We start from the raw sequence: 17450 nt of genomic DNA, 5'->3' as shown, positions 1-17450 counted from the left end.
TATTAAAATTACTGCGGCAAACCAACGTTTGCTTTTCGCTACTTACATAGCAAAATCCAAAAGATTTTTCGGACTTCATAAAAATACGCAAACCATCCAGCTAAGCCCGAAACTCGTATCGTTTAAAGGTTTTGTTAGCATTAGTTATTTTTTTTTCACAAGCAAAGGATAGACTTCTCCAGAATCATGTTCATCAATTATAAACATGAAATTATCTTTATAGTTAAGTGATTCAAATCCATTATTCTTATCCATTTTTACTAGAACATCATGAATTGCAATCATTCCTTTGCACTTATGTAGTTCGATTATTTCATCATATCCATCGATGGATTCGATATCATTGAATTCATCCATTTCTATGATATCTCCATCTTTAAGTCCATCAAAGTCTATATGGTCGTTTGTATATTCTTTAGGTAGGTCATCATGATTTAAACTTTCAAGACTATCGAAAAAATTTAGTCCGATACCTGGGCACGCATAAAAATCTGTTGTGAAGTCATAATCGAATCCCATATCGAACTTTTCAAACTTAACTTGGAAGTCTCTCCATTCGCCAATACCATAAGCCGCAGCTTCTACATTCTTTTGAAAAAAGTAATCATACTCGAAAAGGATTGCATATAATTCTTCTTCTTTTTTTATTCCTTTTTCAGAATTGGACCACCAGTCATTTAGATTTTTAAGAATTTCAATCTCCAATTTCCGTTTGTAATCTTTAAAATTGAATGCTTTTAAATTTAAGAGAATAGTTTTTAGAAGTTTGTCTAGATTTGAATTTGACTCAAGAGTAGATAAGTAGCTGTCTCTTTTATTGACTAAATTTTGTCTGATTGTTTCGTTGTTCATTTTTTGAGCATAATTAATGCTAACGTCTAGGCTAAGCGTAGTGCGGAGGCAAGGAAACTTTTCGTTTCCGTCTGCGCACGAAGCTAAAGCTTATTGTTTAGTTTTATTTTTTCTTGTCCAAAGCTAAATCCATAAGATTTAGCGACATTATAAAGATACATAGACCTTGGCGTTTAAACCCTAAGCCCGTATTGTTTATAGGTTGTGTTGTGCTTTCGTTATTTTTTACTCCTTACTCCTTAATTTTTTGGAAGTGAAGCTACCAATTGTTCTACTTTTTCTTTTATGACATCTCTGGCCGCATTATAATCCTTACTAATTGAAGGTGTGCCATTCCATTGTTCTATATTATTGGAAATTCCTTTTGAAGGGAGTTCCAAATCAAAAGTTATTATTCTATCGGCTTCTCTAATATTATTTTCAGATACCAATTCTGGTTTCCAATTCTGTATTTTGAACTCGTCTTTTGTAAGCCCTTTTATCGTTTCGATAGTCAATATACTATCCGGCTCAGTTCCTTTAAAAACAGCATGATAGTTTAAATTTTGTTCCTTTACCATTTTATTGAAATACGCAGCTGCTATTGGGCTTCTTGCAGCTCCATGTGTACAAACAAATAATATTTCTTTTGGTTCTGATTTTTGTCCGCAACTTAAAATAAATGAAAAAAGAAGCATAGTAATTATTTTTTTTATCATCATATTTTTTGAAGTTAATAATTCACGGTTGTTTTTTGTATACATATTTCAGGACGGGTCATAATGAAGCACAACGGTTTAGCTATGAACAGTACGGGAGCAAACTAGCGTTTGCTTTCCGCCTCGTACATAGCCAAATCTTTTGGTTTTGTTTTTTCTTTTCCTTGTTTTAAGCAAAATCCCAAAGATTTTGCGGTCATTATAAAAATACGCAAACCCTGCGATTAAGCCCGAAGTCCGTATTGTTTATAGGTTTTGTTATCTGCTGGCTTTATTTCTGTGGGCTATCTTTGTCAAATCCATTTTCAATCAAAATTGAACCAATTTGATTAACTCTGTATTCAAATTTAGGTTGTACATCCTCTCCAGTTCCACCTAGTCTGATATTTAGTTTTTTTTGCCTTTTTATATCAGATAATGATTGTTTTACAAGTCCAATTTGATGTAAATTTATTTTTACATCATCACTTATTCCTCCTAATATATAGTTGTCCTGTAACGCTTTTAAGTCCTCAATATATGCACCATCTATTATGTGGGTTAAGCGATTGAAATCACTAAATCCCATGTTGCCTAAAATGGTGTTTTTAAATAACTTGCCCATTATAGTTGCTTTTTCTTCATCTCCTAATCTGGTTAGTGACACTAAAATATTCCTACCGGCTTTTTTAGTCTCATTTTTGGATTCTAGTTGAGAAATAAACTCTTCCCTATTAGTTTGGGGGATTTCTTTTAATTCAAACAAGAAGTTCAAAAGTTTCTTTGTGAAGAAAGATTCTGTTACTTTTTTATAAAGACTAAAACCCTTGAAACCAATTCCAAAAACTGGAATATCCTTTAAAATTTCTGACTCCGTTAATAAGTCAAATCCAGTTTCAAGCAGTTCAGGAGTTAGTTCATTTATCGCGGTTGACTTTACTGATTGAAAAATATCAATTTTATTATGTGCTTTGCTTTCTTCCATTCTTAATTTGATTCATGAAAGTATTCATAAGCAAAACCTTCGATTTCTCCACTGAACTTGTTACCATTTTCATCTTTTAATTCATAAATTTCTTGATGTCCACCAATTGAAGCAGCCCCATCCAGTCCAAGTAATATTGTGTAGAAAATATCGGTAAATGCAGAATCCAAAACCTTTCCCATTATTTCGGTTTGGTTGGCGGTCAATTTGAGTTTTTTAATTAATTCTCCAGCTTCGGTTTGAGTATTGTCCGACAGATATTCTTTCAGAAAATCCTGTTTCTCGCAGTAAAAGGCTTTTACAAATTCTTCAGTTGTCATATTTTTTTCAGCTTGCAGATAACAATTGTATAAACGTACATAGGTACGTTTATTTCTATTTTAGCCGTAATTTAAACAAATCCTCCAAAACATACATATATACAGTGTTTTAAAGTATTACTATTGTTTTTTATCCATTTTCAAACGTTTACAAACGAAAACAATTGTTTTGTAACCGAATACATTTTGGTGCTCGTTCTATGTTTGCAGTGTTGAATCATTGTGGTTCAATAGTAAAACTGTTTAACGTAAAACTAATAGAATGAACGCCTTAAAAAACAAAGTACAGTTGATCGGTAATTTGGGTCAAGACCCAGAAATTGTAAACATGGACAATGGTAATAAACTTGCCAAGTTTTCCATAGCTACTACAGAGAGTTATAAAAACGCACAAGGAGAGCGTGTAGATGATACCCAATGGCACAATGTGGTAGCTTGGGGAAAGACCGCAGAAATCGTAGAAAATTATTTAACCAAAGGAAAGCAGGTAGCTGTAGAGGGAAAACTTACCCACCGCTCGTATGAGACCAAAGAGGGTGAAAAACGATACATAACAGAAGTACGTTGTAACGAACTTTTAATGTTGGGTAAATAGAATATGCCGTTCTTTGCAAACGAAGCCTTTACGGAGTGGTGCCATACGCTACTTTCGGTCCGCTTCGTTTGCTAAAACGGCTCTTTTGAGCAAGAATCTCTATACGTATTACATGACGCTTACAACAGAACAAGAACTACTTCCTCTTTTAAAAACAAATTTTGGTTACGATTCGTTTCGGGCCAACCAATGGAACGTTATTAGCGATGTACTTGCTAAAAAAGATGTGCTGGCCATTATGCCTACGGGTGGTGGAAAATCGCTTTGCTTTCAACTTCCGGCCTTATCTATGGAAGGTACGGCTATCGTAATTTCTCCGCTTATTGCTTTAATGAAAGACCAAGTAGATGCTTTGACCGGAAATGGTATTTCTGCAGCTTATTTTAATAGTTCATTGGAAGCTTCAAAAAAAGAAGAGGTAGAGACCAAATTGTTTAAGGGTGAGCTGAAGTTATTGTACGTAGCACCGGAGAGTTTAGCGCTATTGCAACATATTATTTTGGAAATAACCATTAGCCTTTTTGCCATAGATGAGGCACATTGTATCTCTTCTTGGGGTCACGATTTTCGACCTGCATATACTCAACTTGGGAGTCTAAAACAACGTTTTCCACAGGTGCCTATAATTGCATTGACCGCTACGGCGGATAAAACAACGCAGGACGATATTTTAGACCAGTTACGAATTCCACAGGCGTTGCGGCATCTGGCATCTTTCAATCGGCCCAATATTTCTTTGGAGGTACGTCCGGCACAGGATAGGATTACCCAGATTTTGGAGTTTCTAGCAGAGCGACCTAATGAAAGCGGAATCATCTATTGCCTAAGCCGAAAAAGTACCCAGACCATTGCGGATAAACTTGTGGCTTCCGGTTTTAATGCGAAAGCCTACAGCGCAGGTCTTCCTGCGGATGAACGTAGCAAGGTGCAAGAAGATTTTATTACAGACCGCGTGCCCATAATTGTAGCGACCATTGCTTTTGGAATGGGAATAGATAAGAGTAACGTACGTTGGGTCATCCATTATAACTTGCCGAAAAATATAGAGGGCTATTATCAAGAAATAGGTCGTGGAGGTCGGGATAGCCTGCCTGCACAAGCTTTGCTTTTTTATAGTTTTGCCGATGTAGCACAATTGCGAAGGTTCATCAATACCAGCGAAAATGCAGATGTGGAGTATGCCAAGTTAGAGCGCATGCAGCAATTTGCCGAAGCTTTAAGTTGCCGGCGGATTGCTTTGCTCAACTATTTTGGGGAGCACATGACCCAGAATTGTGGCAATTGTGATATCTGTAACCGGCCTCCCAAATATTTTGATGCTACCGTGCTTACACAAAAAATCTGCTCCGGAGTAGCGCGTTTAAAGGAAAAAGAAGCGATGGGTATGTTGGTAGATGTACTTCGCGGTGCGCAAAATGCCCAAGTGATGGAAAAAGGGTATCAGCATATAAAAACGTACGGTGCCGTAAAAGAAGTGTCTTGGCAAGATTTACAGCAATATATAATTCAGTTGTTGAACCAAGGTGTGCTTTCCATTAATTTTAGGGAAGGCGGTAGGCTGTCGCTTACGCCATTGGCAAAACAGGTGCTGTATGAGAAGAAGCAGATACAACTTGCTATTTTAGAGAAGAAAGAAAAAGGTAAAGCCAAGAAAACTAGCCAGTCCAAAACAGCAGCCACCGGGTTGTTCGAAAAACTACGGGTATTGCGACAACAAATTGCAGCCGAACAAAATGTACCTGCCTACGTGGTTTTTAGTGATGCCAGTTTAAAGGATATGGAAGAAAAACGCCCCAAAAACGAAACGGAATTCCTAGAAATTTCTGGGGTAGGACAAGCGAAGCTTGAAAAGTACGCCGAAGCATTTCTCAAGGAGATAAACGCGCCCAAACCAAAAAAGAAACCAAAGAAAAATCCGAGTCACCAACTGTCGTTTCAACTGTTGCAAGAGGGGTTTTCGGTTCAGGATATTGCTATGCAGCGTGGAATACAGGAAAGTAGCATTTACAACCACCTTCAAAAAGCCCATGCCGAAGGCGCCGATGTAGATTTGAGTCAGTTTATTTCTAAGGATGAAATTGTAAAAATTAAAAAAGCCCATTCCGAACTTGAAAACCCCGAGGGACTAAAAGTATTCTTTGAACATTTTGAAGAGAAGATGCCCTACTGGAAAATTCAAATGGGGCTGTATTTGATAGGGAAGTAAAATGCGTGGCTTCGGCTGCGCTCAGCCGCGCATTTTACGCTCACGCTCAAAAAGCAAATTTCATGGGACCCTATTACATCTACATACTGGAATGCTCCGATAAAAGTTATTATACGGGTTTTACAAATGATGTTGACCGTAGGCTAGTTGAGCATCAAACTGGGTTCTATGAGAATGCATACACTAGCACAAGACGTCCGGTGAAGTTGCTGTACCATTTACAATTTCCAAAAGCACATGAAGCTCTTAAGTTCGAAAGGCAGTTGAAAGGCTGGTCACGGGCTAAAAAGATAGCATTGATGAACGGTAAATTCGAGCGACTTCAAATACTTGCCGAATGCCGAAATTACACGCATTCAAAGTACAAGCCAGATGGGTGTTCCTAAGCCCGTGACTGCGCTCGGGGTGACATTCCGTAAAAGCTATGTTTTTGGCTTTGTGTACTGCAATTGACGTTAGTTTTGCGTGTTGTGCTTGTCTGAGCGCAATCTGAAACAAACATTTATTACGTGAATAGCACCATATGTCTGAGCGCAGTCGAAGACAGGTGCTACGCCCGCTTATCAATCACGCTAATAGGTTTCCTTCCCAGTTTGGACATCCGTAACTTCTGAATTTCTTCCGAATCGCAAAGTTCAATATTAGGCGACACTCTCAATTTAGACCTAAAATGGTCTTTAATGGCCTGCATCAATTTATGGTCCGCAGAAGATGAGGCGATTTTAATCAAAATCTCATCCGTACCAATCTCGTTATGATAAATCTCGAATACATAACCTTCCACTTCCTCAAAATCGTTCAATAGATTGTCCATTGCAGGTGGATAGAGGGTAGTGCCCTTGTACTTGATCATTTGTTTCTTTCGTCCAACCACAGGTCCTAAACGCATGGTGTTTCTACCACATGCACAAGGTGAAGTATGGGCAACCACAATATCACCTGTTTTAAAACGAAGCAGCGGCATAGCTTCAACGCCCAGCGTTGTAATCGTAAGTTCCCCTTCCTGACCATCGGCAACAGGCTGATTATCCTCATCCAAGATTTCGGCAATAATAAGCTCCGGATGATGGTGTCCTCCTTGCTGTTCCGAACATTCGGCAAAAGCGGTACTCATTTCAGTAGAGGCGTAAGTGGAATACAGTTCAATGTTCCACTTGGATTTAATTTTTTCGGCAAGAACATTCAATGAAAAATCTTGGTTCCGTAAGGATTCCCCAATACAAATGGCCCCTTTTACTCCTGAGGTATTAATATTTATGCCGTGATTTTCGGCATACTGAATTAGTTTTAATAAAAAGGAGGGCACTACAATAAGGTAGGTAGGGTTGAACTTTAGAATAGTATCCCATTGCAATTCAGGTATACCCGCACCCACACGAATGATTCCCGCTCCCAATTTTCTAACTCCCATAAAATAAGCGAGACCGGCCATAAACCTGCGGTCCATAGTGGTGGTCATCTGTATAATATCATCTGCGTTTACACCAGAACATGCAAGTGAAATAGCTTCATTATGGGCCAAGCGGTCTAAATCTTTATCCGTCTGACCAAGAATTACGGGTTCGCCCAACGTTCCGGAGGTGGTTACAAAATCGATAATCTGCGATTTCGGAACGCAAAGAAAATCGTCATTATTAGTCTGTAACTGCTCTTTGGTCGTTACAGGTATTCTTGCCAAGTCTTCAAGCGAGTTGATGTCCGAAGGAAGTATTTTATACTGTCTAAAAAGACGCCGGTAGTATGGCGAATTTTCAGCAACGTAGCTAATAAGCTTGCAAAGCCTTTCTTCTTGAAAGGCCTTTATTTGCTCTACGGATGCTTTTTCTATTTCTGGAATCATTATTTGAGCTTCCTTTTGGTTTTTTTTATGTATTTGTCTAGTGCCTCCATGTCAGGTACGGTAGTTACTTCTTTGGTTTTTGCCGCTTCAAAAGCTTCAAGCGCTTTTTGATACAATTCGTTTTCGTAATAGTAGGTTCCAACGAGAAAATGGACCTCCCATAAATCAGGATTTACCGCTACAAATTCCGATAATAAAGAAGTTTCAATTTTTTCTTCGGAGGCAATAGCAGTAGTAATCTCACTTTTTAACTCTCTGTAGCATTCGTAGTGACGATACGCCAAAGTTTGTAAAAAAGGGTCAGCTTCAATATTTTCGCTGGAAGATGAAATAGGGCGTGCTTCCGGGTTCTTTTTAATGTTCTCAAAAATCTCATTCAAGTCATAAGCTACAAATTCGCCCAATTGATACGGATTGCTAGACACCCAAACTTTTAAATCTTCCGGTTGAAACACGATACCATGATGGGCTAGCATTTGGTTCAAGGCTTTTTCATTGCCGTAACCTATGCGTTCGTTATTAAGTCCGTTCTTGTTTCGTAGAATACTTACGGCACTTTCCGGAGTCACCTTTGGTTCTTCTTCCAAAAGCTCCTCCATACGTTCGTAACGATATTGAGAATGGCTTTCGAATATATGTTTTTTATTCTTTTTGTCTTTAGCGTAGGCTGCACTTTGAAAGTGATTGGAACATACCAACTGATTGTTGTTCTCTACTTCATACACTCCAAAATTGTGCGGGGAAACCTCAATTAGGGCTGCTTTTTTATCCTTGGCACTTCCAATGAAAATAGATTCGGAAACGAATACTTCCCGTTTTTTGGCAATAGAGATGGCTTCCTCTATAGTTGATGCGTATTGTAAAATCTCTCGTGTTACCAATGAAATAGGAGTTTTTGCCACCAAAGGGAACTTGGACTTTCCTGCATTGATGGTTACGGTCAAACCTTGGTCGTTCATACCTGAAACTACGCCGATCATTCCTCCCCAAGTAACGGACATGAATTTATAGCCTTCATCAGGAGCTACAAAAGCAATAATCTTGTTCTTGGCAAAGTCATCACCAGCATAAAAATCAAAATTTCTACCAATAAGAAGTTTTCCATCTTCAGTATGGTCGCCCCAAGCTGCAAAAGATGAGCAGCCAACCAGCGCTAGATCTTGTAAGGCATGGCCAATATCATGAGCGCCATGAAAGTACATAACACGCGGGTAGGGTGCCGCTATACGGTCATAATTCTTTGAAGCATAATGAGCTATTCCGTAAATCTCTGCCTTATACTGTTCATCTACATGTTTGTACATCTTCCGATTGAACCAAGCTAAGAACTTCCGTAGCATTTTCTGTTTTTTTTCCGAAGGAACTAGGTCGTCTATTTTTTCAATGAAAACTTTTTCTTGTTCTTGAAACAGCTCTCTTGTAAGACTACCCGTTTTTAGACCCAATTCATAGGGGTTACCGGAAACGTAAAGTTCATAAATGCCTTGTTGGTTTTTGGTTAAAAAATTATTGCCTAGAACAAAGGAGGAATCTGTAAGTTGATGCCGTTGGGCCACATCTGTTTCGTATTGACTGATATTGGGTAGGTCTCTCAGTGATTTTTTAACGCCACAGGAAACCAGAAGGAAAGTAAAGCCTAGAAGTACGTATATTTTTGGAATTTTTTTTTGCGGCATGATGTCTATCGGCTATTCAAAAAACGAGCTATGTGTAAAAGTACGGTGCCTTACCTATTATGTCTCGTTTTTAGATTCTTTTCCGTTCGTTTTATGGCCCAACGGTCTTTATAGTCCAACCATTTTTGACCCCGATATTTTCGGGTGAGATTATCAATATGACGCATAATCATAACATTGTATAGCATATTGGCAAAACGACCGGGGTGTCTGGGTAGCGCCCTAAGCGTCATAGAAAAACCCCCGTTAAGATAGCGGATACTGTGCCAATACCCACTTGGCATATAAAGGGCATCGCCATGTTTCATTTCAGCACGGATTTCTTGTGCATATTGCAAAGCAGGATATTTCTCAAAATCCGGATTGTCCATGTCTATATCCTCAATATTATGAATGGAAAATGGAACTTTATATAAGTATTGCGTTTGTTCCGGTGAAAAAAGATTTACGATCTTGTCACCATCAAAATGAAAATGCATACTGTCCGGCAAGTCAATATCATAATGCATAAAAACTTTAGATTTCCCTCCTCCAAAAAACAGTGCAGGTAGTTTTTTAAAGAATTTAAGGCCAATATCCGGGTATTCAAAGTCTTTGAGCAATTCCGGCATTTCCTTTAAAATATTGTAAAAGAAAATCCGTAGATCCGTAGGTTCGGTTTTTAAAATTTCAATATACTCGCTCAACTTCATTTCCTTTTTTGGAGCATATACACTTTCCTTGTCTTTGGCAGGTTCGTTATTATATAACGGTACAATTTGGTCTCCCGCTCGTTCCTGAACGTAATCTAGTTTCCATTTCTCGAACGCTGGCCAATCTTTGGTCAAACCGGTAATGAGAACAGGCTTTTGCGGTTTGTAGTAGTTTTTTATAAAATCTGCCTTTGAGATGTTTTCTACCCGTTCTACTGGTGTTGATTTAAACTGTCCCATTATGCATCAATTTTTTCGTTGGTCTTAGAGCTCCCTTTGGTTATTTTGCTTAACAAATATTCACTACCTAAAATCTCGGAACAGGTAACCACACTGCTAATGGTAACCCCTAAAATTCCGTGCATATTAATGCTTTGGCCTGTGAAAAATAGGTTTTTTATTTTGGTGCGGGGAGAAATAAATGTCTTTAATGGGTTACGGTAATCTTTTGCGTAGCCGTACATAGAACCTTCATTGCAGCCAATATAGTCTCTGTACGATAATGGGGTAGAGGTGTGAACCGATTGAATGCATTCACGTAGGTTGGGAAACTTCGCTTCAAGTACCTTTAGAAAAGCCTCTATTTTTGACGCTTTAAATTCTTCATAGGTTTCCCCGCGACTATTTTTCTGTGCAACGGTATTGAATGTGCTGGACCAGGGCTTTAGCTCTTCATAGCGCATATACGTGATGGCGGTAAGTTGGTCTCCCCATTCTCCTTGGTTTTTGCGGGTGCCCATTGAAACCATGTAGGCTTCTGGCCATGATTCTTGAGTGTAGTTATGTGAGTTCCAAATTGTTTTATGGTCTTTAAAATGATAATAATTATGGTTCAGATATTTGAAAGTTTCAGGCTTCAAAACAATATGAATACTAAAAGCGGAAACGGTACTTTCTATATTTTTAATACGGTTGGCGTAAGATTTTCGGAAATGTTCCTCTCCAACCATTTTAAGTGTAATTTTAGGTTCTATGTTGGAGATGAACAAGTCGCCTTTTATGGTCTCGCCCTTTTTCGTGATGACCGAAACTACCTGTTTGTCCTCAACATGAAATTGGGTTACTTCACTATGTTTGAATGTCTCTCCTCCACTTTCTTTTAATCTTTTTATAAGAAGCTTGGTAATCTGACTACCGCCATCTGCACATCTGTACGAACTTTGAATGTACGAGTTCGTAGAAAGTGCATGGACATAGAAAGGGGTTTTATCTGCTTCACCCGCATATAGCAGATTAGAACCTGCAAGCACGGCTCTTAGTTTTTCATTTTGAGTAACCGAATCAATATAGGCTTTTGCCGGAAGGGTAAATAGCTCGGTATCGTCATGATATGGTTTGCCCAATTTTAAGTTGTAAAGTGGAAATGCGCTACAGGTTTCCTGTAGTTTTTCGCAATAGGTATGAATGGCCTTTTTTTCCTCAGGAAATTGTTCTGCTAGTTTTTGTTCAAAATTTTGATAGCCTTGTGCATGCGGGTACTCTTTTTCATCGCCATCAAAAGTAATCAGGTCAAAACCGTCTTCGTCTAATCGTGTAAGGGAGAGTCCGTCTAAGATATCTAGATACTTAAAATAACGGTAGAGGTTCTGACCTTTATCCAATCCGCCTAAATAATGAACACCTGTGTCAAAAATGGTCCGTTCACGAACAAAAGTCTGTAAGTTGCCACCGTATTGGTTGTTTTTTTCCAATACGCAGACACTCTTACCTTCGCGCGCCATGATAATAGCAGAAACGAGACCGCCCATGCCACTACCAACTACCACTACATCATAATGCTCTTTCATTATCCGCCGATATTTTTTAGTAGCCTAAAGTTATCATTTTGTTCGCTAGTAATGAAACCCAGTGCTTCTAATGGAGCTAATTCTAATTGCTGGGCTTTCTTGAATAAGATAATAGTTTCAAACTTATTAAATTCAGGTTCTGAAAAATATTTTGTGTCCAGTTTTATATCGATTAAAAGAACATCACCAGGGGTGCTTATGGCTTCTTTCATAGAATTTGCCACCGTAATTTTACTATAGTTCTTGGTCAGGAAATTATGTTTAAGCAAAGCGGAAGCTTCGGTGTTTTGCAGTTTCACCGTAATTTTTCTGTCTATGGAATCTAGAGCAAGAAGTATGTCCAATTGTCCAAAATCTTGAGATATATGAACGACTTTGGTTTTTGGTCCAATTCGTTTTAGAAGTAATTGGTAGGTTTTTTTATGCGTTTCTATATCCTGTTTAACGGCCTTGTAAACCACATCACCTTTGTATCTGAAATTTTCTAAAAGTGCTTTGTTCCAATAGTTTTCGTCCTCAATCTCATCTCTAAGTCTTCTGAACTCATTCCTGAAATATGCGCCAAGCTTTTTAGCACGCTCACTATAGTTCTTGCCGTATTGTGTGTCATGAGCCTTGATTCTCGGTAACAATTCTATAGTGATACTACCATCGCGAATGATAAAACTACCTTTAGGCAGTACTTCGGAATTTCCATGAATAAGTACAGGTAGAATATCCAACTCAAACTGCTGTGCCAGATAAAAAGCCCCTTTATGAAAGCGTTTTATTTTATTGCTCGTTGAGCGTGTGCCTTCTGGGAAAGCGATAATACTGAAGCCTTGCGCAACCTTTTCCTTTAAAAATGCTTCTCCGTTTTCAATACCTCCGGAGACAGGGTAAGCCCCTGCTAATTTTGCAGCACTACCAAATACAGGCGAGTTGTACACCCAATCGTTTACCATGAATATAATCTTTGGATGGAGCATGCCAATAGCCAGTATGTCTAAAAAGCTGGTATGGTTAGCAATGATCATCACCGGCTTTTCAAAAGTCTCGTTATACGGATTTCTTATTTCTTTGGATACAAACGGATTCGTATACAAAACGGATCCCATTAATTTTGAAACCGATTTATGAAACCCAAGATTCACTTTTTGTCTACTCTGTGGTGATAGTTTTAGTTTAATCACTCCGTATATGGAATGTAAAAAACCTCCTGAACCGAAATAGGTAAATGATAAAACGGAATGAATAAAATAGCGTATAGAAATGGGTCGCTTATCAGCACTACCAATAAACAATCTAAATAATAAGGGTTGAAGGGTAAAAGCAACAAATGCAGCAGATAGAATACCAATTAACGATACTGTAGAGATAGTATATAGAACAGGGTGCTTTGCAAAAATCAATACGCCAACTCCCGCAATAGTAGTTATGACCGATAATAATATAGAAGTCTTATGGGTAGGAAGAACTTTTTCGCCCGTTCGGTACTCAGTAAGTAATCCGTTGGTTATGAAAATGCTATAATCTACTCCAAGCCCAAAAATGAAACTGCAGATGATAATATTAAAAATGTTGAATTCAATATGAAAAAGGCCCATTATACCCACGGTCAAAAACCAAGTGAGGAAAATAGGGATGCTGGTTATCACGGTCAATGAAAGACTACGATAAAATAGAATAAGAATAAGCAGAACCACCACAAAGGAATACCCAATAAGGCTGTTGAAATCATTTTTAAGGTTACCTAAAAACGTTTCGTTTACCTGTTGCCGGTCAATGAGAAGGGTGTTGGGCGAATTTTCAAAGCGTTTGCGCAAGGCATCAATATGGTCATCATCTACTTTTACCAAGGAGGTAATTGTAGTTCCGTTCTCATCATTCACGATATAATCATCAAGCGAGAATGATTTTATAGATTCAAAAGCGGTGACCTCCATAGGTTCAAAATCCGCATTCAATAAATCATAAAACTTAGAGAACGTAGTAGGTTTAAAACCGAATTCAGCACTACTTTCAATTAGAGTTTTTTTAGTAGCATTGATTTTCTCTTGATTCCAGAAATTTTCCCAAGCTTTGATTTTTGCTTCCTGTGTTTTCTTTGCTCGTATGAGTCCGCCAACAGAACTGAAACTGAGTATATTGTTTTCCTCTTCAAGGATTTTCAATTCGTCATAAAGAGAGTCGTTTTGAGTCAAAACGCTTTCAATGTCATTTCCATAGGTTGACAAGTAGATAGACTTTGAACTAATATCGGTCAAAATCTCCAGTCGTTCCCTAGCCTCGCGAAGTACTTTGGTTTCATAATTCAATTTGGCAATATCCTTATTGAAAACAACCTTGTTATAAGTGAAGATGCTAATAACGGAAAATAGAACCAAGCCAATAATGGCCCACTTAGATTTGTGAAAGTCAAAGGCAGCCACCCGGTCTAAAATTGTTCGTCTTGCACTTACGGCGCTTTTCGGCGAATATACCTGTGGAATGAACAGTAAAGCAAAAACCGATGCTCCCAGAACACTTACTGCGGCAAAAATACCAAGATCTTGTAAGGCTTGGGATTCTAAGAACAAAAGGCACAAAAAGGCAGAGGCCGTAGTAAGGCTGCTCATAAGAATGGAAGGCGCCACTTCTTTGTAAAGGCTTTCAACCCCGTTTCCGTTTCTAATGTGGGTGAGGATATGTAAGGCATAATCTAGCGTTACACCCAATAAAACTGAGCCGATACCCAAGGAAATAGCTGAAATTCTGTCCCTGAGAACACACAGAAAAGCAATGGACATCAACGCCCCAACCAGGGTTGGTAAAAAAAGAATAAACGGTAAAGCCAATTTTCTGTAGAACAACATTAAAATAATGATGAGCAAGGTCATGGCAACACTTACCGTAAACTGAATATCACTTCTTATTTGTTTGGCATTGGCAACGGCAACCAGTGCTGCACCATAGTATTCGCTATGTACTTTTGCTTTGTAAACCTGGTTAAGTTGGTCTTGTAGAACATATAAGGCATTAGAAAACGGTAGGTTTTTGTCAGTTTCGTTGGAGCCATTTGCAGGGGTCAGAAAGAGAAGAATGTTTTTTTCTTCTTTATCCAATAGGAATCCGTTTTTTAGTTTAAAGTCGTCCCCAACGCCTAATTCCTGTAAGCGTTTCAGGGCAATGAAAGAGAGGTGCAAAGGGTCTTTTACAATCGTTTTTTTAGCTACGATACCTGAAGGGGAAATAAGCGTACGGTAATTCTCCTCAGTGACTTTTGCAATGCTATCCGGGCCGATCTTTTTAGAGATGCTAGGGTAATCATCTAATTCTAAAAAGAGAGGTAGGTTATTATAAACCAAATCCAGCGTTTTGGGAACATCATCGGAATTGACACGTCCTTGGATACTTTTTATATATTCAGATTGATTTTGCTCTAGACTATCCAATAGGTCTTTTGCGTATTTGGTAAGGTCGTCTACTGTGCCGTCTTCCTCTTTTTGTACGTTGATGATAATTTTATCCGTGAACGTAATGGATTTCAATACTTTCTGAACACGTTGCGCTTCCTCATTTGCAGGAATTAAGGACGTTATGTCATCTTCAAACTGAATTTTTGAGACAATTACGGATAGTCCGATCAAGATGAGCAAAAGCACAGATAAAGAGATAAGTCTTTTTTGAGCAATGAACTGGTATGCTTTATAGAAAAAATCACCCATTATCTACAACCATTTTTTTCTTACCTAAAAAGAGAATCGTGAAATAGCCAATTATACCAAACAATAATGCGGATAATATAGCTAGAACAAAGCTACCAATAAGGTAGGTCTTAAGGTTTTGCAGGAGGTCAAAATTTTGGGTCATGTTCTCTACGGAAAAAGAAACATCCTCACCAGTAATCAATACTCCAATTTCAATACTGAAGAATATTATGAACGGAATTAAAGGGGGTAGACTAATATTGGAAAATGCGAAGGTTATAGCTTTGTTCAATCCAAAAAGTGCGGCCAATGCAAAAACCAGAATGGTTTGGAAACCCCAGAAAGGAGCTATGCCCAAAAATACACCAAGAGCTATGGAAAGTGCCTTTGTTTTGGGAGGATCATCACTGCGGAGCAAATCTTCTAAAAGGAATTTTTTAAAGCCTTTTTTTTTAATTTTCCGAATAAAGTTACGGGGCTTTATATATAGAATAGCAATAATAACCAACCAAGTGTTAAGTACACTTATACGGGTAAAGTCGGGAACGGTTCTAAAGTGAGATACCCTTTCCGTTTCGTCATATAGAATACGAACGGGTACATTTTTCACCAAAGTTCCGTTCCATGCCAGACGAACAATTACCTCTATTTCAAACTCGAATTTTGGTGTATAAAAATTTAGATCCTTTATTTCTTTTAAAGGATAAAGACGGTAGCCGCACTGCGTATCCTGAAGTTTTGTGCCAGTTTCAAACCAAAACCAAAAATTAGAGAACTTATTGCCAAAACTGCTTTTTCCGGGAACATCTTCCTGCTGCATGTTACGGGAGCCAATGTAAAGAACATTAGGCGTTTCTTCTTTTAGCAATGCCTCTAAAAATACAGAAAGGTCTTCAGGAAAATGTTGGCCGTCCGAGTCAATGGTTATTGCGTAATCGTATCCTTTAGAAATAGCTGCCTTAAAGCCTTTTTGAAGGGCATTTCCTTTGCCTTTGTTTTCAGGTAAATTAATTTGCTCAATATTGGGGTATGCCTTTAGGATTTCCGCAGTATTATCCGTTGCGCCGTCGTTAATGACGATAATGGAATTAGTTCGTTCCAAAATGCTGTCAAGCACCCTTTTTAAGGTTCCCGCATTGTTATATGTTGGTACCAGTACACAGCAATTAGCCTGCTGCATAAAATTTTGAAGTGATGGAATAGGGGTTGACACGAGCAATTTTTTCAAAGGGTTCAGAAAACCGGTTCGAATTTTTTACAAAGATACGTATTACGAACCTTGTAGCAATTGCCTTTCTGCTTCACTGAAAGCCTTGGATTTAGAAATATATCCCTTAACGAAGTTTTTGCTGTTTTTGTTGGAGATAGAACCAAAATTATCCAGTATAAATTGCTTGTCTTCTTTAATGTTCTTAGTATATCCCGTAATCTTGGGTACATTCTCTTGCACGCTTAATCTTATGCAGTGTATTTCTACATTGTTAGGGTCTTTTTCTAACGCAAATTCCAAGAGTTCCGCACCTTCTTTAAAATAGGCTTTTTTGTCCTTTATACCTTTGGTATATTTAGCCATCATTGTAGTTACCGCACCTTTAAAGGCTACCAATGTTTTATTATCTGTTTTAGCAACCGAAATTAAGTCTTCATGTAATGCCAGGGTTGCATTCTCATTATCTGCAGCTCCTATATAAGCAGACCTAGCTTTTCCTAGATCAATTACACCGGCAAGAAATAAGAATGAAAATACTGTTGTAATACCTAGTTTTAAGCTCATTGGATTTAGTTTAACACATTAAAAGTGGCGCTAAGTTTCAAAGCTAAAGTTTCATCAAAAGTAGTAGTATTCTTTACTTTTACAACGCTATTTTCTTCTGTGATATTCAAAGTGAGTTGAATAATATTATTCTTCTCAGGATTGATGATTGCCATAAACTTAACGTTATTGGCAACCGATAAAAACAAAGTCTTTCCCGTAGCTTGTTGCGTAAGTTCCTTTATAATCTGAATCATACACACACCAGGCATAACAGGATTGCCAGGAAAATGACCCTTAAAAACTTTATGTGCGGCATTTAGTTTTACCGTAGCATTTACGGTTTGGTCTTCCTTTTCAAAATTCTCTGTGGTGTATAACCCTTCAATCAACATTTTA

Annotated in this window: 15 protein-coding genes; 3 read left to right on the top strand and 12 right to left on the bottom strand. The window is 38.1% G+C overall.

What is annotated here, in order from left to right; all coding sequences use genetic code 11:
- Nucleotides 1-144: 144 nt before the first annotated feature.
- The 4 genes from KO521_RS14670 to KO521_RS14655 all read right to left on the bottom strand — a co-directional run bounded on the left by KO521_RS14670 (nt 145) and on the right by KO521_RS14655 (nt 2834).
- Entirely contained in the window at nt 145-852 is a 708-nt protein-coding gene (locus KO521_RS14670) for a hypothetical protein (RefSeq protein ID WP_215940630.1), read from the bottom strand.
- A gap of 239 nt (nt 853-1091) precedes the next feature.
- Nucleotides 1092-1553, bottom strand: coding sequence for a hypothetical protein (locus tag KO521_RS14665; protein WP_194552035.1), 462 nt, complete (start codon nt 1551-1553; stop codon nt 1092-1094).
- A 268-nt stretch (nt 1554-1821) separates the two neighbouring features.
- A complete protein-coding gene (locus KO521_RS14660) occupies nt 1822-2514 on the bottom strand; it encodes a hypothetical protein (protein ID WP_215940629.1) in 693 nt (230 codons plus the stop codon).
- Between the two features lie 2 nt (nt 2515-2516).
- Complete coding sequence (locus KO521_RS14655; RefSeq protein WP_215940628.1) at nt 2517-2834, bottom strand: hypothetical protein; 318 nt, start codon at nt 2832-2834, stop codon at nt 2517-2519.
- 262 nt (nt 2835-3096) lie between these two features.
- Between KO521_RS14655 and KO521_RS14650 the strand changes: the two genes are divergently transcribed.
- The 3 genes from KO521_RS14650 to KO521_RS14640 all read left to right on the top strand — a co-directional run bounded on the left by KO521_RS14650 (nt 3097) and on the right by KO521_RS14640 (nt 6021).
- Complete coding sequence (locus KO521_RS14650; protein ID WP_038237398.1) at nt 3097-3429, top strand: single-stranded DNA-binding protein; 333 nt, start codon at nt 3097-3099, stop codon at nt 3427-3429.
- A gap of 85 nt (nt 3430-3514) precedes the next feature.
- Nucleotides 3515-5635 (top strand): DNA helicase RecQ, encoded by a 2121-nt coding sequence (gene recQ, locus KO521_RS14645; protein WP_354668210.1) that lies wholly within the window; start codon nt 3515-3517, stop codon nt 5633-5635.
- 62 nt (nt 5636-5697) lie between these two features.
- On the top strand, nt 5698-6021 hold the full coding sequence (locus KO521_RS14640) for a GIY-YIG nuclease family protein (RefSeq protein WP_215940627.1): 324 nt from the start codon (nt 5698-5700) through the stop codon (nt 6019-6021).
- A 164-nt stretch (nt 6022-6185) separates the two neighbouring features.
- On the opposite strand, the gene KO521_RS14635 is transcribed toward KO521_RS14640, so the two are convergent.
- From KO521_RS14635 to KO521_RS14600, 8 genes are all read right to left on the bottom strand, one after another.
- Complete coding sequence (locus KO521_RS14635) at nt 6186-7475, bottom strand: phenylacetate--CoA ligase family protein (RefSeq protein WP_215940626.1); 1290 nt, start codon at nt 7473-7475, stop codon at nt 6186-6188.
- The gene (locus KO521_RS14630) at nt 7475-9151 is read right to left on the bottom strand and encodes a C45 family peptidase (RefSeq protein ID WP_215940625.1); all 1677 of its coding nucleotides are present in this window, start codon (nt 9149-9151) and stop codon (nt 7475-7477) included. Before KO521_RS14630 ends, KO521_RS14635 begins: the two co-directional genes overlap by 1 nt.
- 50 nt (nt 9152-9201) lie before the next feature.
- Entirely contained in the window at nt 9202-10083 is an 882-nt protein-coding gene (locus tag KO521_RS14625) for a cupin-like domain-containing protein (RefSeq protein ID WP_215940624.1), read from the bottom strand.
- Nucleotides 10083-11630, bottom strand: a complete 1548-nt coding sequence (locus KO521_RS14620; protein WP_215940623.1) for a phytoene desaturase family protein — start codon at nt 11628-11630, stop codon at nt 10083-10085. The genes KO521_RS14625 and KO521_RS14620 overlap by 1 nt, the downstream gene beginning before the upstream one ends.
- Nucleotides 11630-15316, bottom strand: a complete 3687-nt coding sequence (locus KO521_RS14615; RefSeq protein WP_215940622.1) for an MMPL family transporter — start codon at nt 15314-15316, stop codon at nt 11630-11632. The genes KO521_RS14620 and KO521_RS14615 overlap by 1 nt, the downstream gene beginning before the upstream one ends.
- Nucleotides 15309-16478 carry a DUF2062 domain-containing protein gene (locus KO521_RS14610; RefSeq protein WP_215940621.1) on the bottom strand — a complete coding sequence of 390 codons (1170 nt, stop codon included), beginning with the start codon at nt 16476-16478 and terminating at the stop codon, nt 15309-15311. The genes KO521_RS14615 and KO521_RS14610 overlap by 8 nt, the downstream gene beginning before the upstream one ends.
- Nucleotides 16479-16568: 90 nt before the next feature.
- Nucleotides 16569-17072, bottom strand: coding sequence for a hypothetical protein (locus KO521_RS14605; RefSeq protein WP_215940620.1), 504 nt, complete (start codon nt 17070-17072; stop codon nt 16569-16571).
- A gap of 5 nt (nt 17073-17077) precedes the next feature.
- On the bottom strand, nt 17078-17446 hold the full coding sequence (locus KO521_RS14600; RefSeq protein WP_215940619.1) for a 3-hydroxyacyl-ACP dehydratase: 369 nt from the start codon (nt 17444-17446) through the stop codon (nt 17078-17080).
- Between the last annotated feature and the right edge of the window lie 4 nt (nt 17447-17450).

The organism is Zobellia uliginosa (assembly GCF_018860745.1).
Lineage (GTDB): Bacteria > Bacteroidota > Bacteroidia > Flavobacteriales > Flavobacteriaceae > Zobellia > Zobellia uliginosa_B.
The sequence above is the reverse complement of the archived record's forward strand: the minus strand, read 5'-3'. Positions and strand labels throughout refer to the sequence as shown.